At 65.5% G+C, this 21,212-nt stretch carries 18 protein-coding genes, 1 other RNA gene and 1 pseudogene; 7 read left to right on the top strand and 13 right to left on the bottom strand.

Going from position 1 to position 21,212, the window contains the following annotated elements; genetic code table 11:
* Positions 1-132 precede the first annotated feature (132 nt).
* Complete coding sequence (locus tag A7D17_RS04570) at positions 133-3,123, bottom strand: TonB-dependent receptor plug domain-containing protein (protein ID WP_064508020.1); 2,991 nt, start codon at positions 3,121-3,123, stop codon at positions 133-135.
* Positions 3,124-3,447: 324 nt separating this feature from the next.
* Here A7D17_RS04570 and apbC point away from each other — a divergent pair, with 324 nt between their 5' ends.
* A complete protein-coding gene (gene apbC / locus A7D17_RS04575) occupies positions 3,448-4,299 on the top strand; it encodes an iron-sulfur cluster carrier protein ApbC (protein WP_064508021.1) in 852 nt (283 codons plus the stop codon).
* 96 nt (positions 4,300-4,395) lie between these two features.
* Complete coding sequence (dcd, locus tag A7D17_RS04580; RefSeq protein ID WP_010366727.1) at positions 4,396-4,965, top strand: dCTP deaminase; 570 nt, start codon at positions 4,396-4,398, stop codon at positions 4,963-4,965.
* A 22-nt stretch (positions 4,966-4,987) separates the two neighbouring features.
* On the opposite strand, the gene A7D17_RS04585 is transcribed toward dcd, so the two are convergent.
* From A7D17_RS04585 to A7D17_RS04600, 4 genes are all read right to left on the bottom strand, one after another.
* Positions 4,988-5,173 carry a LiaI-LiaF-like domain-containing protein gene (locus tag A7D17_RS04585; RefSeq protein WP_029819764.1) on the bottom strand — a complete coding sequence of 62 codons (186 nt, stop codon included), beginning with the start codon at positions 5,171-5,173 and terminating at the stop codon, positions 4,988-4,990.
* Between the two features lie 391 nt (positions 5,174-5,564).
* Complete coding sequence (locus A7D17_RS24575; protein WP_003486900.1) at positions 5,565-5,732, bottom strand: LiaI-LiaF-like domain-containing protein; 168 nt, start codon at positions 5,730-5,732, stop codon at positions 5,565-5,567.
* Positions 5,733-5,760: 28 nt separating this feature from the next.
* The gene (locus A7D17_RS04595; RefSeq protein WP_064508022.1) at positions 5,761-6,198 is read right to left on the bottom strand and encodes an HIT domain-containing protein; all 438 of its coding nucleotides are present in this window, start codon (positions 6,196-6,198) and stop codon (positions 5,761-5,763) included.
* Positions 6,195-6,857 (bottom strand): dienelactone hydrolase family protein, encoded by a 663-nt coding sequence (locus A7D17_RS04600; RefSeq protein WP_064508023.1) that lies wholly within the window; start codon positions 6,855-6,857, stop codon positions 6,195-6,197. The genes A7D17_RS04595 and A7D17_RS04600 overlap by 4 nt, the downstream gene beginning before the upstream one ends.
* Positions 6,858-7,040: 183 nt before the next feature.
* On the opposite strand from A7D17_RS04600, the gene rimO reads away from it, so the two are divergent.
* Positions 7,041-8,414: a 30S ribosomal protein S12 methylthiotransferase RimO gene (gene rimO, locus A7D17_RS04605; protein ID WP_064508024.1), complete on the top strand. Its 1,374-nt coding sequence runs from the start codon at positions 7,041-7,043 to the stop codon at positions 8,412-8,414.
* Between the two features lie 732 nt (positions 8,415-9,146).
* Here rimO and greB read toward each other — a convergent pair.
* Entirely contained in the window at positions 9,147-9,653 is a 507-nt protein-coding gene (greB, locus tag A7D17_RS04610; protein WP_064508025.1) for a transcription elongation factor GreB, read from the bottom strand.
* A 111-nt stretch (positions 9,654-9,764) separates the two neighbouring features.
* Between greB and A7D17_RS04615 the strand changes: the two genes are divergently transcribed.
* Entirely contained in the window at positions 9,765-11,231 is a 1,467-nt protein-coding gene (locus A7D17_RS04615; RefSeq protein ID WP_064508026.1) for a rhomboid family intramembrane serine protease, read from the top strand.
* Positions 11,232-11,265: 34 nt separating this feature from the next.
* On the opposite strand, the gene A7D17_RS04620 is transcribed toward A7D17_RS04615, so the two are convergent.
* A non-coding RNA gene (locus tag A7D17_RS04620) (sX9 sRNA) lies at positions 11,266-11,387 on the bottom strand.
* Between the two features lie 370 nt (positions 11,388-11,757).
* Complete coding sequence (locus tag A7D17_RS24420; RefSeq protein WP_064508027.1) at positions 11,758-13,032, bottom strand: tetratricopeptide repeat protein; 1,275 nt, start codon at positions 13,030-13,032, stop codon at positions 11,758-11,760.
* Positions 13,033-13,465: 433 nt separating this feature from the next.
* Here A7D17_RS24420 and nudK point away from each other — a divergent pair, with 433 nt between their 5' ends.
* The gene (gene nudK / locus A7D17_RS04630; protein WP_064508028.1) at positions 13,466-14,065 is read left to right on the top strand and encodes a GDP-mannose pyrophosphatase NudK; all 600 of its coding nucleotides are present in this window, start codon (positions 13,466-13,468) and stop codon (positions 14,063-14,065) included.
* Between the two features lie 200 nt (positions 14,066-14,265).
* On the opposite strand, the gene A7D17_RS04635 is transcribed toward nudK, so the two are convergent.
* Both A7D17_RS04635 and A7D17_RS04640 read right to left on the bottom strand, forming a co-directional pair.
* A complete protein-coding gene (locus A7D17_RS04635; protein ID WP_064508029.1) occupies positions 14,266-14,787 on the bottom strand; it encodes a hypothetical protein in 522 nt (173 codons plus the stop codon).
* A 26-nt stretch (positions 14,788-14,813) separates the two neighbouring features.
* A complete protein-coding gene (locus tag A7D17_RS04640) occupies positions 14,814-16,319 on the bottom strand; it encodes a helicase HerA-like domain-containing protein (protein WP_064508030.1) in 1,506 nt (501 codons plus the stop codon).
* A gap of 282 nt (positions 16,320-16,601) precedes the next feature.
* On the opposite strand from A7D17_RS04640, the gene A7D17_RS04645 reads away from it, so the two are divergent.
* Positions 16,602-18,185 carry a transglycosylase SLT domain-containing protein gene (locus A7D17_RS04645; RefSeq protein WP_064508031.1) on the top strand — a complete coding sequence of 528 codons (1,584 nt, stop codon included), beginning with the start codon at positions 16,602-16,604 and terminating at the stop codon, positions 18,183-18,185.
* A 375-nt stretch (positions 18,186-18,560) separates the two neighbouring features.
* Here the strand turns inward: A7D17_RS04645 and A7D17_RS23935 are convergent.
* The 3 genes and pseudogenes from A7D17_RS23935 to A7D17_RS04655 all read right to left on the bottom strand — a co-directional run.
* Positions 18,561-18,659 (bottom strand): annotated as a pseudogene (locus tag A7D17_RS23935) (archaetidylserine decarboxylase); the annotation flags it as partial.
* Between the two features lie 49 nt (positions 18,660-18,708).
* Positions 18,709-19,557 (bottom strand): archaetidylserine decarboxylase, encoded by an 849-nt coding sequence (gene asd / locus A7D17_RS04650; protein WP_064508032.1) that lies wholly within the window; start codon positions 19,555-19,557, stop codon positions 18,709-18,711.
* Positions 19,554-20,204, bottom strand: a complete 651-nt coding sequence (locus A7D17_RS04655; RefSeq protein WP_064508033.1) for an SCO family protein — start codon at positions 20,202-20,204, stop codon at positions 19,554-19,556. Before A7D17_RS04655 ends, asd begins: the two co-directional genes overlap by 4 nt.
* An 80-nt stretch (positions 20,205-20,284) precedes the next feature.
* Here A7D17_RS04655 and prmB point away from each other — a divergent pair, with 80 nt between their 5' ends.
* Complete coding sequence (gene prmB / locus A7D17_RS04660) at positions 20,285-21,211, top strand: 50S ribosomal protein L3 N(5)-glutamine methyltransferase (RefSeq protein ID WP_064508034.1); 927 nt, start codon at positions 20,285-20,287, stop codon at positions 21,209-21,211.
* The last annotated feature ends 1 nt before the right edge of the window (position 21,212 follow it).

Here is a 21,212-nt window from a genome sequence, read left to right on the forward strand (position 1 = left end):
GATGACCGGAAAACAGGATTTATCTGCTGGGGGGCGTCAGCTCCTGCGAGATGCGAGGTTTCATTGGCTGATGCATCACACAATCAAAGAAGCCCCGACAAGCGGGGCTTCTTTGATGCGATCCAACTCGGATCAGAACCTGACCGTGGTTCCCATGTAGAAGAACCGACCGACGTTGTCGTACAACGCCGAAGTGAAGTCTGAGCCGAAGTAGTTGCGCGGCGGATCCTTGTCGAAGGCGTTGTCGATGCCGAGGTACACATCGATCTTCGAGCCGGGGAACTGATAGCCGAACTGGAAGTTGTGGTAGGTGTACGAGCCGTTCTTGATCGGGCTGGCCGATCCCGGGTTGCTGTTGTAGCTCTCCGGGGTCACGCGCAGGTTGCCGTCCACATAGTTCATGTCCCACGACGCGCGCCATTCGTTCCAGTTGTACTTGGTCTGGAACTGCGCACGCCAGCGCGGATCGGTCACGTAGGTCACGTACTCGTCGTACTCGGCCGGGAAGTCCTGGAATACCCATTCGCGCGACTGGATCAAACGGGTGCCGACCAGGCGCAGCACGGTGTTGCCCTCTCCGATCTGGAAGCGGTAGTCCATTTCCAGATCCACGCCCACACGACGCGAGCGGGCCAGGTTTTCGTTGAGCGCCTGCCAGCCGATGATGCTGTGCTCGGGATAGATACGGCCCTGCGGGTCGGTGAATCCACCCAGCGGGGCGCGCTGCACGAAGCCGCAGAAGCTGTTGTTGACGCCGCCCGGGTTGTCCACGCAACGGGTGGCGTTGGTTTCGGCGGTCACCGTGCCGATGGCATCGCGCAGGTCGATGCGCCAATAGTCGATCGACATGCCGAATCCTTCGAAGAATTCCGGCTGCCACACCAGCCCGTAGGACAGGCTGCGCGCCCGCTCCGGCTTCAATTCCGGATTGCCGCCGCTCACGCCCGGGCGGGTAGCAGTGTAGGTGTCAATCCACCCTACCGGAATGCCCAACGCGCTGCAGTTGGCCTGGCGCAGCGCCACATCGCCGGCCGTGCCGGGGCGATTGCTGTTGGTCGGCAGGTAGTTGCAGGGGTCGTTGATGGTGGCGAAGTTCTCGCTCTGCGAATCGTATAGCTCACCGATGCTGGGCGCACGCACCGCCTGCGCCAGCGTGCCGCGCAAGCGCAGCGACGGGAGGATGGTCCAGTCCAGGCCGATGTTCCAGGTCTTGGTCGAGCCGATGCTGTCGTAGTCCGAATAGCGCCCGGCCACATCCAGCGCCAACCGGTCTACGCCGGGCAGGCCGGCAAGTAGCGGAATAGTGCTTTCGACGAAGATTTCCTTGACGGTGTACTCGCCACCGCTGTTGGGGATGGCGTTGAGGAAGGTCACGCCGGACGCAGCCAACGGGTCGGTGATTTCCTCGCTTTGTTCCTTGCGGTATTCCACGCCACCGGCAAAACCAATGTCGCCGGCCGGCAGCGACAGCAGGTTGCTGTTGGCCACCGAAGCGCTGAACACGGTCTGCTGGATCTTGGCCTGCGAGCGCGCGGTGGTGTTGAACCAGGCGGCCGCTTCCGGCGTGACCGCGCCATTGCCGAAGATGCTGAAGGGCACGCAGCCTTCGCGGGCCAGTGCCGAGTAGACGCGGCCGGTGTTGGGGTTGACCGCAGTCGGATCCAGCGTGGTGCGGCAGACGATGTTGCCGCTGGCATCGCGTGCGGCGTCGATGCCGGCCTGCCAGCGTTCGTTGATGCGGTTGTTGAGGTTGAGGCGGTCGACGGTGGTCTTGCCATAGTTGGCAGACACGTCATAGGTCCAGTTGTCGGTGAAGTTGCCTTCCGCGCCGAGGACGGCGCGGTAGGTCTTACGCTCGATATTTTCGCCGCGACGGCCGGCATCGACGTTGAAGCGGTTCATCAGGATCTGGGTGGCGCCGCGCGAATCCATCAAGGCGCCGAGCTCGGGACTGACGTAAGGGTTCTGCCGGCGCACGCGCAGCGAGCTGTCGAACGCCGGCTGGCCGAAGAATTCCGAATCGGTCTCGCTGTACTTGCCTTCGAAGAACAGGCGATGGTGTTCGCTGAGCTCGAAGTTGACCATGGTGTTGACGCTCTTGCGATCGAAGCCCGGCTGCAGATCGGCCACGGCGTTGAGATCGACGAAATCGCAATCCACGCACGAGGTATTGCTGACCACCGTGCCGTTGTAGCGGTTGCGGCGGAACGTCCCATCCTCATTGAACAGATAGCGGTTGCCGTAGCTGGCCGGGTTGCGGAAATCGAACGTGCCCAGGTTGAAGGTGCCGCCGTAAGAGGTGCTGTGGTTGCCGCCCGGGCCACTGAGTACGGTTTGCGGGTTGCTTTCGCTCGGCGGGCGGCTGGGGTCGAAGCTGGGGTTTTGCACACTGACCAGATACTCGCGGCCGATGGCGCGGTTGCCGCGACCGAAGCGATCCTGCTTGCTGTACTCGGCCGAGATCGCGACGTTGCCGCGACCCTCGGCAAAATCGGTGCCGGCGGAAAAGCTGGCAAACGAGCGGTTGTAATTGCCTTCGTCGGCCAGGCCGGTCTGCGCGCGGGTTTCGAAGCCGGTGAAGGATTTCTTGAGGATGAAGTTGACCACGCCGGCCACTGCGTCGGCGCCGTAAACCGCCGATGCACCGCCGGTGATCACTTCTACACGTTCGACCCATTCCACCGGAATCGTGTTGACGTCCACGGAGGTGGAGCCGGGGCTGGAGCCCACGTGGCGGCGGCCGTTGACCAGCACCAGGGTACGGTCCACGCCCATGCCGCGCAGGTCGAGCAGGCCCAGGCCGGCGGTGCCGATGAAGCGGGTGGAGTTACCCAGGGTGTAGCTCGGTGCCAGCGCCGGCATGCGCGCCATCAGGTCGCTGATGGTGGTGGCGCCGGTGGCGCGGATTTCCTCGGCGCTGATCGCGGTAACCGGCGAAGGGGTCACGAACCCGGTACGCGCAATGCGCGAGCCAGTAACGGTGACCTTGTCCAGATCGGTAGTGCCGGGCGCGATGCCATTTTCCGATTGCGCGGCAACCTGGCCGGCTGGGGCAATCAGCGCTGCCAACAGGGCGGCGCTCAAACGATGACGACGGGTGCGTTGCGGGTGACGACTCGACATGACCTTGCGAATTCCTTGCAGAGACTAGGCGAACCAGTCGCGCTCACTGAGCGGCGGCTGAACTGAATCTCGAACGTAACAAGTCCTTCATCATGTGTCCACATTTGTGAAATATGCCAAAGTCTGGCAACGCGTGGTTTTGGCCTGCATCGTCGGTGCCGCGAAGGTCGGGGTGTGGACGTGAGCCGGTAAACTGAGAGGCTTCGCGGGTGCACCACGGGCGTCATCCTTCGCAACCGCCTACGAAAACACTGGATAAGCAATGGCAACGACGATCAAAAACGCAGCGTGCCCAGGCACCGGCGGCGCGCAGGACGGCCAGGCATGAGCGCAGAACGCAGGATTCCGGCGCACGCGGTGCAGGGCGCACTGGCGCCACATGCACGCATTCGCAACGTGATCGCGGTCGGGTCCGGCAAGGGCGGGGTGGGCAAGTCGACCACTGCGGTGAACCTGGCGCTGGCCCTGCAGCGGCAAGGTGCCCGCGTGGGCGTGCTGGATGCCGACATCTATGGTCCCAGCGTGCCGGCGATGCTGGGCCTGAGTGGGCGCCCGGACAGCCCGGACAACAAGTCGATCGAACCCTTGCGCGCGTTCGGGATCGAGGCGATGTCGATCGGCCTGCTGGTCGACCAGGACACGCCAATGATCTGGCGCGGGCCAATGGCGACTTCGGCGCTGACCCAGTTGTTCAACGACACGTTGTGGGACGACCTGGATTACTTGCTGATCGATCTGCCACCGGGCACCGGCGACATCCAGCTGACGCTGTCGCAGAAGATTCCGGTGGCTGGGGCGGTGATCGTCACCACCCCGCAGGACATTGCCACGCTGGATGCGCGCAAGGCCTTGAAGATGTTCGAAAAGGTGGAGGTGCCGGTGCTGGGCATCGTCGAGAACATGGCGGTGCATACCTGCAGCAACTGCGGGCATCGCGAGCATCTGTTCGGCGAAGGCGGCGGCGAGCGCATGGCGGCGCAGTACGGCGTGCCGTTGCTGGGATCGCTGCCGCTGGAGATCGGTATCCGCGAACAGGGCGATGCGGGCCGGCCGATCGTGGTGGCGGCGCCGGAGTCGGTGGCAGCGCAGGCCTACCTGGCCGCAGCCATGCGCTTGTCGGAAGAGTTGGGCAAGCGTCCGCGCGCCAGCATCCCGATTTCCGCCTCGCTGCTGTAATGCCCCGGCCGGCCTCCGGTGCCGGCCGCTGCTAGAATTCGCCGTCTTTCGCGCGGGCCGCCCGGCTCGCCGCCTTCCGTCTTCAAGGAACACCGCATGAGCATCAAGAGCGACCGCTGGATCAAGCGCATGGCCGAACAGCACGCGATGATCGAGCCGTTCGAACCCGGCCAGATCAAGCACGATGCCGCCGGGCAGCGCATCGTCAGCTTCGGCACGTCCAGCTATGGCTACGACGTGCGCTGCTCGCGCGAGTTCAAGATCTTCACCAACATCAACTCGACGATTGTCGATCCGAAGCATTTCGATCCGGGCAGCTTTGTGGACATCGAATCGGATGTCTGCATCATCCCGCCCAACAGCTTCGCACTGGCGCGCACGGTGGAATATTTCCGCATTCCGCGCGACACGCTGGTGGTGTGCCTGGGCAAGAGCACCTACGCGCGCTGCGGCATCATCGTCAACGTGACCCCGCTGGAGCCGGAGTGGGAAGGGCACGTCACCCTGGAATTCAGCAACACCACGCCGCTGCCGGCGCGCATCTACGCCAACGAAGGCGTGGCGCAGATGTTGTTCTTCCAGTCCGACGAAGTCTGCGAAACCTCATACAAGGATCGCGGCGGCAAGTACCAGGGCCAGACCGGCGTGACCTTGCCGCGCACCTGATGGGTTGGCGCGGCCATGGCCTTCAGCAGGTCGCGGCCGCCTTCTCGCGGTAGCGCAGCAATTGGCGCACACCGGCGGCGATCAGGAACACCGGCCACCAGGTCGCGATCAGGTTGCCTACATCCATATGCGCTAACCCCAGGTTGTCCAGCAGAAACAACGCGCCCAGGACGATCAGGAACAGGGCGGGAATCAGGCGGTAGTTCATGGCGACATCCTCGGTGGGTGTGAGGCCATGCTGCGCCCGCGGCGCCCGCCAATCAGGTGCCGGAAGTCAACAGTTGCGGGTGACAGTCGTCATGTCGCGCCGCTGGCGGCTGTGCATTGTTCATGAGTTGTCATCAAGGCGCACGCGGTAACGACGGCGGACGCGATGGTCATGGTCGCTGCAACATCGCAAAATGGTGTTGGATCAGAAAACCGTGCTGGATCAGAACGCTTCGTCGAATGCACAGGCTTCGCGCGTACCCTCATCCGCCCCTTCGGGGCCCCTTCTCCCGTAGGGAGAAGGGGGCATTGCTGAACAGCTACGCGGGTCGTCAGTGCCGAGGCACCGCTGTTACGAATTCCCAATCCCGATTCCCCACTCCCAGCCCCACCTACTTCCCTCGCCCAAACAGCATGCCGATGCCGCAGGCCACCAGCGCGGCCGGCCACCAGGTAGCGATCAGGCGACCAAGACTGAGATTGGTCCAACCCAGGTTGTTGGCCAGGAACAGCAAGCCGACAAGGATCAGGATCAGTGCGGCGACGACATTGGATTTCATGCGAGAAGGCAGGTTGGCGAACGGGCGCCTATCGTAGCCGCTGCGCCCATGCAGCGACACGCTGTTGCAGGGCGTCGGGGTCGAAGCGCTGCGCACTGCCGCTGCCCCACACCGGCCCCGGCCAGGCCGCATCGCCTGGATGACGGCCGACCAGGTGCACATGCAGCTGCTGCACGATATTGCCCAGCGCTCCGATATTGAGCTTGGTCACGGCAGGCTCCACGCGCAGCAGCTGCGAGAGCTGGTTGATTTCGGCCAGCAACAGGCGCTGCTGGCTGCCATCCAGATCGATCCACTCACTGACATCGGCCACCCGCGGCACCAGGACCAGCCACGGAAAGCGGGCGTCGTCCATCAGCCGCACCTGGGATAGCGGCCCGTCAGCGACGAACACGCTATCGGCCGCCAGCCGCGGATCCAGCTGGAAGTCGCCTGCTGCCGGCGCGCGGGAGGCCGGTGCGCTCATCCCAGGTGCGCCTCGAAGAAGCCCAGGGTGCGTTCAAGCGCGCGCTCGGCGCTGTCGGCGTCGTAGTGGTTCGGGTCGATGCTGCGGTTGAAGGCGTGGCCGGTGGGATACACAAAGGTCTCCATTTGCGGCAATTTTTCGCGGTGCGCCTGAATTGCCTCCGGTGGAATGCTGGAATCGCGCTCACCGAAGTGGAACATCACCGGCGCCTTGGGTGTTTCGTCCAGCAGCTGGGTGTTGCGGCCGCCGTAATAGCTCACTGAGGGCAGCTCCAGGCGGATGGCCGACAGCAGCGCCACCGAACCGCCCCAGCAGTAGCCCACGGTGCCCACCTTGCCGGCGCGGGTCAGCAGGGTGGCGGCGGACTTCACCACCTCCACCGCCCGCTCCAGGCCGACCGCATTGGCCAATGCCAGGCCGCGTTGCAGACTTTCCTGGTCGTAGGGCAGCTGCACGTCCTTTTCTTCCAGATCGAAAAAGGCCGGTGCCAGCACCTCGTAGCCGCGCGCGGCATAGTCGTCGGCCACTGTGCGGATATGTTCGTTGACGCCGAAGATCTCCTGGATGACCACCAGGCCGCCGCGCGGGCTGGAGGCGGGGGTGGCGTGCCAGGCGGCAACCTGGCCATCGGGGGTGTCGAGCGTGGTCCAGTGACCCATGGGATTTCCTGATGTGCAGCGAGGGAGGCGCGCATTATCGACCGGACCGCCATGGTGAAAAGTGAGGGTTTCGCAAAGCCGGCCGGGCTGGCGGGGCCCGGCGGTTCAGAGCGCTGCCCGCACGCCGCTATAATTGGCCTTGCCCAGGCCCCAGGCCGCTCCGTTTCCCAGGCTCCTGCTTCCATGTCCCAGCTGAACCCCAAAGTCGGCTTCGTCAGCCTTGGCTGCCCGAAGGCGCTCGTCGATTCCGAACGCATCCTCACCCAGCTACGCGTGGAGGGCTACGACATCGTGCCCAGCTACGACGCGGCCGACGTGGTGGTGGTCAACACCTGCGGCTTCATCGATTCGGCGGTGACCGAGTCGCTGGACGCGATCGGCGAGGCGATGAATGCCAATGGCAAGGTGATCGTCACCGGCTGCCTGGGCAAGCGCCCGGAGCAGATCCGCGAGGCCTACCCGCAGGTGCTGGCGGTGTCCGGCCCGCAGGACTACCAGAGCGTGATGGAAGCGGTGCATGCCGCGCTACCGCCGCGCCACGACCCGTTCGTGGATCTGGTGCCCGACTACGGCATCAAGCTGACCCCGCGGCATTACGCTTACTTGAAGATTTCAGAGGGCTGCAACCACCGTTGCAGCTTCTGCATCATTCCCTCGATGCGCGGCGACCTGGCTTCGCGCCCGGTGGACGAGGTGCTGCGCGAGGCCGAGCGGCTGGTGCGTGGCGGGGTCAAGGAACTGCTGGTGGTGTCGCAGGACACCTCGGCCTACGGCGTGGACCTGAAATACGCCGAGCGTCCCTGGCGCGACCGCATGTACCAAACCCGCATGAAGGCGTTGTGCGAAGGCTTGTCGGAGCTGGGCGTGTGGACGCGCCTGCATTACGTGTATCCGTATCCGCACGTGGACGATGTGATTCCGCTGATGGCCGAAGGCAAGCTGCTGCCGTACCTGGACATTCCGTTCCAGCACGCCAGCCCGCGCATCCTCAAGCTGATGAAGCGGCCCGGCGCGGTGGAAAAAACCCTGGAGCGCGTGCAGCGCTGGAAGGCGATGTGCCCGGAGATCACGGTGCGTTCGACCTTCATCGTCGGCTTCCCCGGCGAGACCGATGCCGAGTTCGAATCCTTGCTCGACTTCCTGGATCAGGCCCAGCTCGATCGCGTCGGTGCGTTCGCGTATTCGCCGGTGGACGGCGCCAGCGCCAACGCGCTGCCCGACCCGGTGCCGGAAGAGGTGAAGCAGGAGCGTCTGGCGCGTTTCATGGCCAGGCAGGCGGAGATTTCCGCTGCGCGGCTGGAGGCCAAGATCGGCAGCGTGCAGCAATGCCTGGTCGACCTGATCGAAGACGACATTGCCGTGGCGCGTTCACGTGCCGATGCGCCGGAGATCGATGGCCTGGTGCATATCCAGAACGGCGGCGAGCTCGGCCTGAAGGTCGGCGACCTGGTCGATGTGGAGATCACCGACAGCGACGAGCACGATCTGTTTGGCGATGCGCTGCCGTCGGATCGTGCGGTGCAGCCAGGGCGGGCATTGAACCTGCAGATGGTGTAGCCGCCGCGGCCTGCCAGCGGCGGGCCGGGCCATTGAGGCTCGTGCGTGCCGAACCCTCGGCGCCCGGCCCCACCTGGCATGTCAGCCGGCACCAGCGTGCCTGCGCGACGAGGCTTGCCAGCGGCGGTCGTCCTGTCGAGGCTCCCGTATGTGCCGAACCATCGGCGAATCAGCCCCACCTGGCATGCCGGCCGTTAGCGGCGTGCCTGCGCGCGACAAGGCTTGCCTAACGGCGGTCGTCCTGTTGAGGCTCCCGTGTGGGCCCAACCATTGGCGTGCCAGTCCCACCTGACACGCCAACCGGTCGCAGCGTGTCTGCGCGCGAGGAGGCTTGCCAAGTGGGGTCGGCGTGGCCCCCGATCGATGCGCTGCGCTCTCACTCGCACAAGGCCATGCACGCCACTGCGGCGAACAGGCCGGGCAAGAGCGCTGGCGCGCGCGGAACCTGTATGCCAGAGCATCTGTGCCCAAGTGGCGGCAACTGCGTGCCGGTCACCGTGATCGTTAGTTGCACCGCTGACCGGCGCGGACATCCGCATCCACCAAGACCGGGTGGCAGCACGCTGGTCTCGCTCATTGCCGAGGCCATCTGAAGCCGGTGGCCTACGGTCGTGAGTTGTCGCCAGATGGATGTGAACGGCAACACTGCAACGGGCGTGGGCGCGCGGCAATGGGGCGTCTGCGGGCGGGCCGCAACCGCCCGGCGGCCACGCATGCGGGTTGCTGGTAAGGCTAGAGCGCCGCGTACTCCACTGCCACCACCACAAACGTGTGCCTGCCCGCCGGCAACTGCGCCTCGAACTCGTCGTCCACGCGTTTTTTGAGTAGCGCGCGGGCCAGCGGCGAATCGATGCTGATCCAGCCGCGTGCGGCGTCGGTTTCGTCCGGGCCGACAATGCGATAGCGCAGCAATTCGCCGCTGTCGGCGTCTTCCAGCTCCACCTGCGCACCGAAGAACACCGCCTGCGGGTCGGTGGGTGCGGTGTCCACCACCCGCAACGCTTCCAGGCGCTTGCTCAGGTAGCGCACCCGGCGGTCGATTTCGCCGAGCTGCTTCTTGCGGTAGGTGTATTCGGCATTTTCCGAGCGGTCGCCCTCGGCGGCGGCCGCCGCGAGGGCGCGCACCACCTCCGGCCGACGCACGCGCCACAGCTCTTCCAGCTCGGCCTTCAGCCGGGAGTGCCCTTCGGGCGTGATCAGCGCAGTGCTTTTTTCAGCGGGCGGGCGCCAGCGGCTCATGGGCAGGCTTGGGTGGAAGGAAGGGGCGCGATGCTAGCGCGCATGCTCCACTTGCGCATCTGTCGCCGCACGGGCGAAGCTTTGCGCCATTCTCAAGACACGGACGTCGTCATGTTGATCATGCCGCTGCACAAACCCTGGTCGCGCCACAACATCCCTTGGGTGACGCTGCTGCTGGTACTGATCAATGTCGTCGTCTATGTCGGCTATCAGCGCAAGGACGACGACCTGGTCGAAAACGCCGTGCGGTATTACGTCGACTCCGGGCTGGGCACGCTGGAAGCGCAGGCGCATGCGCGCTATCTGGAGCGCACCGCCGATACCAGGCTGCGCACTGCGCGCCAGGCCAGGCTGGAAGCGGTGCCGGCACCGCAGCGTGTCGCCTACCTGGCGCACCTCACCCTGCACGATGTCGCTTTCGGGCAGGCGCTGCGCGAAGGGACGCTGTTCAAGGACGACGAGCAGCGGCGCGAGTGGCGCGGTCTGCGTGCGCCCTACGACGCGCGCCTGGCGCGGGTGTTCACCCTGCGCCATCTGCAACGCAGTTCGGAGTGGTCGCCGCAGCGGATGCTCTCGGCCACCTTCCTGCATGCCAACGCCGATCACCTGTTCGGCAACATGGTGTTCCTGCTGGCGCTGGGCACCTTGCTGGAGGGGGCGATCGGCAGCGGCTGGTTCCTGCTGCTGTATCTGCTGGGTGGCTTCGGCGCCAGTGCGGCCAGCCTGTGGTGGCGCTGGGGCGAGCCCGGTGGTGGCCTGGGGGCCTCCGGCGCGATCGCCGCCCTGATGGGCGCGTTCTGCGTGGTCTGGGGTCGCCGTCGGGTGCGGTTCTTCTACTGGTTCTTCGTGGTGTTCAACTACGTGCGCGGGCCGGCGATCCTGTTGCTGCCACTGTGGCTGGGCTGGGAGCTCTACAGCCTGCTGGGGAGCGGCAGCGAGGGGGTCGCGTTCGAAGCGCATGCCGGCGGATTGATCAGCGGTGCGCTGCTCGGCGCATTGCTGGTGGCGGTGCGGCAGACCCGGCCGGCTTTCATGGACGAGCAGGATGCCGCACAGCGCGACGACCGTTGGGAACGCGCGCAACGCCATCTGGGCCGCATGGAAAACCAGGAGGCCGAACGCCTGCTGGCCGAGCTGGCCAGTGAGAGCCCGCACAACCTGGAGATCGCGCTGGCCCGCTATCGCGTGGCACGCAATGCCGGCCGCCAGCACGAAGCCGTGCGACACGCGCACATGCTGATGTGCCTGCCTACGCACACTGCCGAGCAGACACGCCTGCAACTGGGCGTGGCCGCGGAGCTCGGCAAGGACCGCGCCGCGCTGGAGTTGCCGGCGCGCCTGGCGCTGGTGGATGCCTGTCTGCGCAACGGCTTGCTGGCCGATGCCGAGCGCCTGTTGAAGGAGTGCGACAGCACCGCGCCGCGCGCCGAGCTTGCCCAGCGCTGGTTCGTGCTGGCGCTGCGCCACGGCGAATTGCAGGCCGGCGAACAACGCGCACGGTTGTTACGGCTGGTACTGGAGCAATTTCCCGAACAGGGGCAGGCGAGCAAGGCGCGGTTTTTGCTGGAAAACGGCTGAGTGGATGGCGCGACAGGAGCGAGTGCCTGGGCGCGGCTGACAGAACGTAGTGAGCAGTCGTCAGATGGACCGGTTGCACGCTGGGCGCCGAACTTGGGACGCGGAGACGCGTGGGCGTGGACGGCGCAGGGTAACCGGAGTGTACGAGTGCTACATGCCGATTCGGTGCACCGGTCGCGCGCGCCTGGCGGCTGCGCAGTCGTCTTGTTCGCCGCGCTAGACGGCAGTGTTCCTGCAGGGCCTGTCGCTCAAGGCACGTCAGCGGCGACCAGGACAATCGCATCCCGAAGATCGCTGCAGATGCGCAAAGCCATCGGCACAGGTGGAGCGGCACACAAACACTGCGCGTGGTCGTCAGGCGTGGATGTCGCACAGAGTTGGCGTGTACGAGTGGGACATCCCGCGCCGGCTGCACCCGCCCCGCGAGCCGCTTGTGGTCGTCTTCCTGGACTATGCCCCGTTGCAGCGTCCCGCGGTCACAGTGCTGCGCGCACCCTGCTGGCTGGTTGCGAACCGGACTAAGCGATCAAGCCGGCTGGATTGCCAGCGCACGTAAGGCCGCTTCCAGCTTGGCGCGTTGGGCATCGTCATCGCACTGTTCCAGTGCCTGCTGCAGCACTGCACGTGCCTGCTCATCGCGACCAAAGCGCTCGGCCAGCATCAGGCCTGCGTCCAGCGACCAGGCCGGCAGCATGCGGTCGCGCGGCCAGGCGGCGATGGCGGCCAGCAGGCCATCGGTGGCCAGTTGGAACTGGCCGGCCATCTTGGCGCGCTCGGCGAGCAGGGTGGCCTGCTCCGGCGTCAACGGCGTAAACGTCGCATCCAGATCCAGCGCCTCGCGTTGCAGCGCCAGCGCGCGGCGTTCCTGTTTTTCCTGCAGCAAACGGTTGATGTATTGCCGGGTGTGCTCGCGCAGCTCGTCGTTTCGATGGTGCTGGCGCAGCAGGCGTTGATACAGCTCGTGCACTGCCAGGCTCACCGCGCGTGAGCGCACCGCGCCGCGCAAGGCCTGGAAGGCTTCGTCGGAATGGCCGTCGCGCAGATACTGGTCTGCCTCGTCGAGCAGGCGCTGGTCCGGGTCGATGCGTTCGTGCGCAGCCCCGCCGCTGGGCACGTAGCCGAGCTCTTCGTGGTACTGGTACACCAGATATCCCAGCAGGTGGAAGCTGGCGAACAGGGCCCAGATCGAGGTCATCATCACTGTCGCCTCGCGCACGAGCGGGGGCAGGAATTTCAGTGCGAAGAACACCGCGGCCGTGCCGCTGCCCTGGATCACGTACAGCAGACCGTAGGCAGCCAGATACGGCCAGCCGATGCGCAGCGCCATGTCGATCGAGACGGCCGGGTTGAGCGCACGGCGCAGGCTGCCGTCGATGGCGAGCGAGATCAGCATGCCGGGCAACAGCAGCATGGTGCCCAGATAGGCAAGGGTCAGTCCGAACGGGCCGGCGATCGCGGCGGCCACGCCGATCACGATGCCCAGTGCGATGGCCAGCAGGATTAGGCGCAGTACCGCGCTGTCAAAGCTGTCGTAGCCGAGCCTGGGGGCGTCAGGCTGACCATCGGCGGTATGGCGCAGGATGTCGAAGGCGTAGGTGTAGGTTGCCATGCCCAGCACGCCCATGACCACGAGGGTCAGGATGCCCGGTAGCACGAGCAGTGCGCTGCACAGCGTCAGCGCGATCAACGCGTAGAGCGCCGAGCCACGCAGCGGGTAGGTGGCAATGGACGGAATGCGGGTCCAGAACGGTGCGGGCGCAGCCTGCGCGGCAACCTTGCGCGCGCGAAAACGATCTTCCATGACGCTCCCCAAGCGTGTGATGTGAAGGGATTGTGGGGCGATGCGCGACCGTGCGCAATTGCGGCATTGCCTCTGGCGCGTCGAGGCCCGGTCGAGTGGGGTCGGGGCGCCGCCTGTGGCCCGGCGGCTGCCCTGCGCGCAGCGGTGGACGACGTGACGCAGGCAACTGGCGGAGGCGGGCCTGCCGGCCGGCTGCGCGAAGCCGTGCCGATGGTGCTGGCACACGCAGTGCGCGCGACGATTGCGATCATCGTGATCATTGCCACCGGCAGGCCGTGGCCATCGTGCCCATCGGCCGTGCATGGACTTCTGCACAGAACCTGTGGTCCGCTACCTGCCCGCCGCCCGCCATGTGGCGACGTTGCTGCAGGCGGCATGCGCTTGCGTGCAACCGCCAAGGTGTGGCCCGTCCCTTTATTGCAAGGAATCTCGCTTGAATCCATCCGTCGCCGACACCCCGCAGGTTCGTATTCGCAGCATCGAGGTGCTGTCGGACAACTGGTATGTGCTACGCAAGGTCACCTTCGATTTCCAGCGCAAGGACGGCCGCTGGCAGACGGTGTCGCGCGAGGCGTATGACCGCGGCAATGGCGCCACCATCCTGCTCTACAGCCGCGCCAGGCAGACGGTGATGCTGACCCGGCAATTCCGCCTGCCGACGCTGCTCAATGGCAGCCCGGATGGCATGTTGATCGAAGCCTGCGCCGGCCTGCTCGACCAGGACGATGCGCTGACCTGCATCCGCAAGGAAACCGAAGAAGAGACCGGCTACCGCATCGACAACGTGCGCAAGGTGTTCGAGGCCTTCATGAGCCCCGGCTCGGTCACCGAACGCCTGTACTTCTTCGTCGGCGAGTATTTCGACGGCGACAAGGTGAGCGACGGTGGCGGGGTCGAAGAAGATGGCGAAGAGATCGAGGTGCTGGAACTGCCGCTTGACGCAGCGTTGGCGAAGATTGCGTCCGGCGAAATTGCCGATGCCAAGACCATCATGTTGTTGCAGTACGCCAAGTTGCATGGCGTGCTGAATTAACTTGAAAATTAGCTTCCCCAAAGTATTGGCGTTGCTAGACGGCGCAGGTGTCGCGTCGCAGTCTTGCGATGACCGCGAAATTGCGGGTCTTGCGCAGCAGTGCGCATGGTCCGTAGAAGTAGAGCTGTCTTAGATCGTCAACCCAAAACAATACTGGCCTTTACTCGCCACTGTCCCTCGCGCAAAAAGGCGTGCCGTTGTCAGCGCACCCTTCTAAGCATCTTGTCGTCATATTCCGGGGATCTACCGCTGTGGCAGTTATGGCCGTCTTGAGCGAGGACGTAAATGGGATGCTTGTGGTCCGAGGGGAGAGGATCCTCTTCGACAGCAAACCCGTAGATGTTCGGTCCGACCATCGGATCGTCGACGTCCATGAAGTTGAGCACCAGACAGCTACCGCTGGCCTCGTCCATGTCCCAGGCACCGGTAATCGTGCGGGGTGGGCGGTTCAGTTGGTTGCCAGCGATGCAGGTGGTTTTTAACGTGTAGCGCTGCATGTTCCTGCTGGGAGTCGGCATCGAAAGAAAAAGCTCGGCGCGGACAGTTTGGCAGTCTTGCGTGTAGGAGGTGAGTTGCCCCGTGTAGGTGCCCGTCAGTACCTGCTGCCGCTTTAGAGGCCAAAGATCACTTCGACCTCTCTGTTCGGCTGAGGCCGTGCTGACGACGACAAGCACGAGGGCAATCGTGCAGGTCAGCAGGGTCTTCTTGGCATCCTTGCTCACGGTGCTTCCTCATTTAATGTCTGGGTTCAACGCCTCCCACCAAAGATACTCCCAAAAATACCGCGCACGATCTGCTGGCCGATCTTGCTGCCGATGGTGCGCGAGGTCTGCTTGGCCATCGTTTCCAGCATGCCCTGACGGCGGCCGGTGCCGAACACGGCGTCCTTGACCGCTTTTCCGAAACCGCTGTCCTGCGTGTCTTCTTGCTCGCGGGTACGCGCTGGCGGGGCGGCAGTGTGCTCGGCCACCTGTTCGACGCGGCGTGCCAGCAGTTCGGCGGCCGATTCGCGATTGATGGCCGTGTCGTAGCGTGTGCCGACCGGGCTGGCCGCACGCACCTGCTCGCGTTCGGGCGCGCTGATGGCACCCATGCGGCAGCGCGGCGGGGCGATCAGGGTCTGCTGCACCGGCGCCGGCACGCCCTTGCCCTGCAACGGCGAAACCAGTGCTTCGCCGGTGCCGAGGCTGGAAATGGCCGAGGCCACATCGAGCTTGGGATTGGCCACGAAGGTCTGCGCCGCAGTCTTGACCGCCTTCTGGTCGCGCGGTGTGTAGGCGCGCAGTGCGTGCTGCACGCGATTGCCGAGCTGGCCAAGGATGGTGTCGGGAATGTCGTCGGGAAACTGCGAGCAGAAATAGATGCCCACGCCCTTGGAGCGGATCAGCCGCACCACCTGCTCGATGCGCTGCACCAGCGCCGCCGGCGCGTCCTCGAACAGCAAATGCGCCTCGTCGAACACGAATACCAACTTGGGTTGTTCCAGGTCGCCCACTTCCGGCAAGCCCTCGAACAGCTCGGACAACAGCCACAGCAGGAACGTGGAATACAGCTTGGGCTTGAGCACCAGCTGGTTGGCCGCCAGGATGCCGATCACGCCGCGGCCGTCCGGTGCCACGCGCATCAGCTCGGCAAGCTCCAGCGCCGGTTCGCCGAAGAATTGCTCGCCTCCATCCTGCGACAGCCGCAGCAGTGCGCGCTGGATCGCGGCCACCGACTGTGCCGACACCAGCCCGTAACTGGTGGACAACTCCTTGCGTTCTTTCACCACCAGCGCCAGCAGTGCCCGCAGGTCGTCCAGGTCCAGCAGCAACAGGCCGCGGTCGTCGGCAAGCTTGAACACGATGTCCAGCACGCCGGACTGGGTGTCGTTGAGTTCCAGGATGCGCGCGAGCAGGGTAGGGCCCATCTCGCTCACGGTGGTGCGCACCGGGTGGCCCAGCTGCCCATACAGGTCCCAGAACACCACCGGGCTGGCGGCCGGCGAGTAGTCGGCTATGCCCACATCCGTGGCGCGCTGCAGCACGCCGGGCGCGCCGTCGCCGGCCACCGCCAGGCCCGCCACGTCGCCTTTCACGTCTGCCAGGAAGACCGGCACGCCCAGCCGCGAGAAGCCCTCGGCCAGGGTCATCAGGGTCACCGTCTTGCCGGTGCCGGTGGCGCCGGCCACCAGGCCATGCCGATTGCCGAAGCGGCCTTTCAGGATGACCGGGATGTCGTCGGTGACGCCTTTGCCGAGCAGGAACGAGGCCATTGCACTGATCCGGTGGAGAAAGACCGGATTCTAGCGGGCAACGGTGGCAGGCCTACCGGGCGCGCCACGAATGATTCGCGCGAGCTTGCGGACGAAGGAACAGGCCCGGGCAGCGGGTCCATCGCACTGCCCGCCGCGCGTCGAAATACCCCGATCTGCAGGCGATGATCGCGGCCGGGATGCTCGCCAAGCTAACGGGCCACTGACCCTGGCGGCTGCCGCGCCTTGCCCCGGTGTTGTCCCGGCGGCTACCCTGCCTGCCTTTCCGCTGTACTGCCGACGATGCCGCTCGCTCATTCTGGTTTGCGCCCATGGCCTGCTCTGGCCGTGCTGGCGCTGTTGTCTCTTGCTCCTTCCGCCCAGGCCCTGTCCAAGCGCGATACCGAAAAGGTCGCCGCGCTGGACGCACGCATGGCCGCCGCCGAGAAGCGCTACCGCGATGCGCTGGTGCTGGTGAACAACTCCGACCCCAAGGGCACCGCCGAAGGCGACGCTGCGCTTGAGGACATGGAGGATGTCATCGACGCCTGCATCAAGCAGCGCGGTTGCCTGGTCTCCAACCAGCTGGCGACCTACAAGCGGCTGCTGAAGGCGCGCGCCGATGCCGAGGCGCAGGCCGCAGAGGACCCGGAAGACGACGACACCTTGCTGCAGGCCGACCCCGACCATCTCGGCCCGGCAGCCAACGGCGTGCCCGAGGCCGCACGTGCCGCCTCGTTGCTCAACGACCAGCGCCACGAGTTCGACAAGATGGTGCAGTACAACCCGGCCGTGCAGGCCGGCATCCGTCGCTGGCTGACCGACATGCGGCCGGCGCTGATGACCAGCTACGAGAACTACAGCAACCTGCGTGGGGTGATGTGGCCGGAATGGCAGAAGCGTGGCCTGCCCGAGGCGCTGCTGTTCGGCATCATGGCCAAGGAATCCAACGGCAAGGTGCACGCCAGCTCGCGTGCCGGCGCCGCCGGGCTGATGCAGTTCATGCCCGCCACCGGCCGGCGTTTCGGGCTGGGCCCGGATGGCACCGGCTTCGACACCCGTTTCGATGCGCGCAGCGCGGCCGAAGCCAGCGCCGCCTATCTCAATGAGCGCATGGCCGGGCTCAACCGTAGCATCGAGCTGGCACTGGCCGCCTATAACGGCGGCGAAGGGCGCGCGGCGCGCGTGTTCGCGCAGTCCGGTGGCCGCGGTTTCTGGGAGCAGGATGTCTACAACCAGTTCCCGGCCGAAACCAAGGACTACGTGCCGATGGTGATCGCCGCGGCGTGGATCTTCCTGCACCCGCGCCAGTACGGCGTGGACTTCGCCAAGTTCGACGCGCAACCGGCCACCATCAAGCTGGCCAAGTCGACCTCCATCTACGAGCTCACCATCTGCCTGGGCAGCATGGGCACGCGCGATGGCTACATGCGCGCGCTGCGCAATCTCAACCCGCGTTACGAGCCCGATGGCTGGATGCCTGCCGGCACCGTGATCAATGCCACCAACCGCATCGCCAGCCTGTACACGCGTTACTGCGTCAACGGCCCGCGCGCGGATCTGGCACGCACCCTGATCACTGCCGATCTCAATAGCGCGATTGTCCGTAGCAGCAGCGCCACCGAATACACGCCCAGCGTGGCGGTGGGCGACGTCAGCCCGATGGCCGGCGTGCCGACCACCGTGGCCACCGGCCAGCCGGCGGTCGCCAAGCCCAAGGCAAAGCAGGCACGCAGCTATACCATCGCCAAGGGCGATACGCTCGGCCGCGTCGCGCAGAAGTACCAGTGCGAGATCAAAGAGCTGGCCAAGGCCAACGGCCTGAAGGCACCGTCGTATGCGCTCAAGCCGGGGCAGAGCATCAAGCTGGCCGGTTGCGATCGCTGAGCCGGCGCGGCCGTTACCGCATCGGCGAGTTGCACCGGGTCGCGCTCCCGTTGGAGCGGACCTGGCCGCGACGAGGCCGTTGGGGTAGCTCCGGCGGAAGCGAGTACGCCCTCCGTCGTAGGCTGGCGTGCAAACACGCCGGTGCGCCGCACAACGTAGTCTGGAATGCCTTGCCGCGGTCAGGCCCGCGCCTATGGCGTCGTTCGCCGCGTTCGCCGAGTGCCGTACTGGGTAGCGACCTGGTACGCGAGGCGTTGCGAGGAGGTCCAACCTACGAGGACGGACCACCAGGCCGGGATTGTCGTCCTGCGTACTGACGTCCAGGACGGTCAGTGCGCCGCTGTCGTCAACTCACCCGCGACGTGCGAGCACTTGTCACAAGCGCACCGATGTCTCTGCAGCAAGTCCGCCATCCAGCGTGGCCACGCCCGGTGGCAGCAGCACGATCACGGTCGAGCCGTAGTTGACGCGCGCCGCGCCTCATTCAAATGCTGCGCCTGGATGCTGGACGGGCCGCTGCGCGTCAGCGCACTTGCCGCCGTGCGAGCGCTTGACCCAGTCGCACTGATGTCTCTGCCGCAAGTCCGCCATCGAGCTGGGCCACACCCGGCGGCAGCAGCACGATCACGGTCGAGCCATAGTTGAATCTGGCCATCTCCGCAAACTTCTCCAGCACGATGCCCTTGCCGCGATAATCCTTGCGCGTGATGCGATCGCCGTAGCGCGGAATTTCCACGCCGCTCCACACCGTCTCCACGCCCGACACCAGCAACGCACCCACCATCACCGATGCCATCGGGCCGAATTCGGTATCGAAGTGGCACACCAGCCGCTCGTTGCGCGCGAACAGGCGCGGCACATTGCGCACCGCATCCGGGCCCACGCTGAAGAGCCGGCCGGGCACGTGCACGGTTTCGCGCAAGGTGCCGGTCCACGGCATGTGCACGCGGTGGTAGTCCTTCGGCGAGAGGTACACGGTGGCGAACAGGCCGTTGTTGAACGGCGCTGCAGCTGCCTCGTCGCCGAGCAGTTCGGCTGCGCTGAACGACTGGCCCTTGGCCTGGAAAATGCGGCCGTTCTCGATCGGGCCGAGCTGGCTGATGCGGCCATCGGCCGGCATCAGCAATGCGGCCGGGTCGGGGTCGGGTACGCGCGCGCCGGGCTTGAGGGCGCGGGTAAAGAAGGCGTTGAAGGTGGGATACGCGCGCGGGTCGGGTTCCTGCGCTTCGCTCAGGTCCACGCCGAACTTGCGCGTCACCGTGTCGATCAACCATTGCTTGGTCGACGGCGTGTCCGAATACGCCAGCGCGCGCGCCATGGAGGACAGCAAGCGATGCGGCAGCACGTAGGTCAGGGAGGTGACGAAACTCACGGAGCGGTTACCTTGGTCAGCTGTTGGAGGTCGGCGGCAATCGCCTTGGGGTCGAGCGGTGGACGGATCAGGCCGATCAGGCGGCCTTGCGGGTCGAGCACGGCGATGCCGGCCGAGTGATCCATGCTGTAGTCGTTGGGGTTCTGATCGAAGTTCTTGCCCGGCACCTTCTGGAACACCAAGCCCAGCGCAGTGGCAAAGCGCTCCAGCGCCGGCACGTCTGCGGTGGCCGCCAGCGTGTCCTTGTGGAAGGCGTGGGCGTACTCGCCCAACCGCGCGGGCGGGTCGCGCTGCGGGTCCACCGACACGAACAATACGCGCGGGCGCAGCCCATCGGGAATGCTTTCCCACTGCTTCTGCGCCACCGCCAGATCGGTCAGCGTGGTCGGGCAGACGTCCGGACAGAAGGTGAAGCCCAGAAACACCAGTGTCCAATGCCCCTGCAGTTCGCCAGACACCAGCTGGGTGCCATCGGACTGGCGCAGGCTGAACTGCGGCAAGGGCCGCGGCTGCGGGTAAAACGTGATGGTCTGGGTGGGCGGCCAGGGCGAGCGGGGCGCTCCGCCGAAGAACTTCTGACCCAGCAACAACCCAAGACCGGCGGCCAGCGCCACCAGCAGCACGATGCCGGTATTGCGATTGAACATGGCGGTTTCCAGTGCAACGGACGCTCATGATACCGATCCGACCTCTATAATCGGGGCCCGATTCCTTTTTAGTTGTTGCCATGACTGCCGCCGCGGCCGACGAACTGCACACCATCATCGACCTGATCCGCTACGGCACCAGCCGTTTCAACGCAGCCGGTCTGACCTTCGGCCACAGCTACGACAACGCGCTGGACGAAGCCACCCAGCTGGTGCTGCACAGCCTGCACCTGCCGCACGACCTGGGCCCGGCGTATGGCCAGGCACGGCTGCTGCGTGAGGAAAAAGAACGCGTGCTGGGCCTGTTCGAACGCCGCATCACCGAGCGCGTGCCGGCGGCCTATCTCACCGGCGAGGCCTGGTTCGCCGGCCTGAGCTTCAAGAGCGATGCGCGTGCCCTGGTGCCGCGCTCGCCGATCGCCGAGCTGATCGAAGCCGGCTTCGAGCCATGGCTGGGCGGCCGCGAAGTGACCCGCGCGCTGGACCTGTGCACCGGCTCGGGCTGTATCGCCATCGCCATGGGCCACTACAACCCGCACTGGGATGTGGATGGCGTGGACATCAGCGATGACGCATTGGCGCTGGCCGCCGAGAACAAGGCGCGCCTGCATGCCGATAATGTCAGCTTGCTCAAGTCGGACCTGTTCACCGGCCTGGCCGGCCGCCAGTATGACCTGATCGTCACCAATCCGCCGTACGTCACCAACGCGGAGACCGACGCGCTGCCGCAGGAATACTCCTACGAGCCGGAACTGGGGCTGCGTGCCGGCGACGACGGCCTGGATCTGGTGCTGAAGATCCTGCGCGATGCACCGCAGCACCTGAGCGAAGACGGTCTGCTGATCTGCGAAGTAGGCGAATCCGAGCAGCACCTGATCAAGCTGCTGCCGGAAGTGGACCTGGCTTGGGTCGAGTTCAAGGTCGGGCAGATGGGCATCTTTGCGGTGGAATGCCGCGAGCTGATCGCACACCACGCGCGCATCAGCGAGCTGGCCGCGCAGCGATGAG

The organism is Xanthomonas floridensis, from assembly GCF_001642575.1.
In the GTDB taxonomy this organism is placed as follows: domain Bacteria; phylum Pseudomonadota; class Gammaproteobacteria; order Xanthomonadales; family Xanthomonadaceae; genus Xanthomonas; species Xanthomonas floridensis.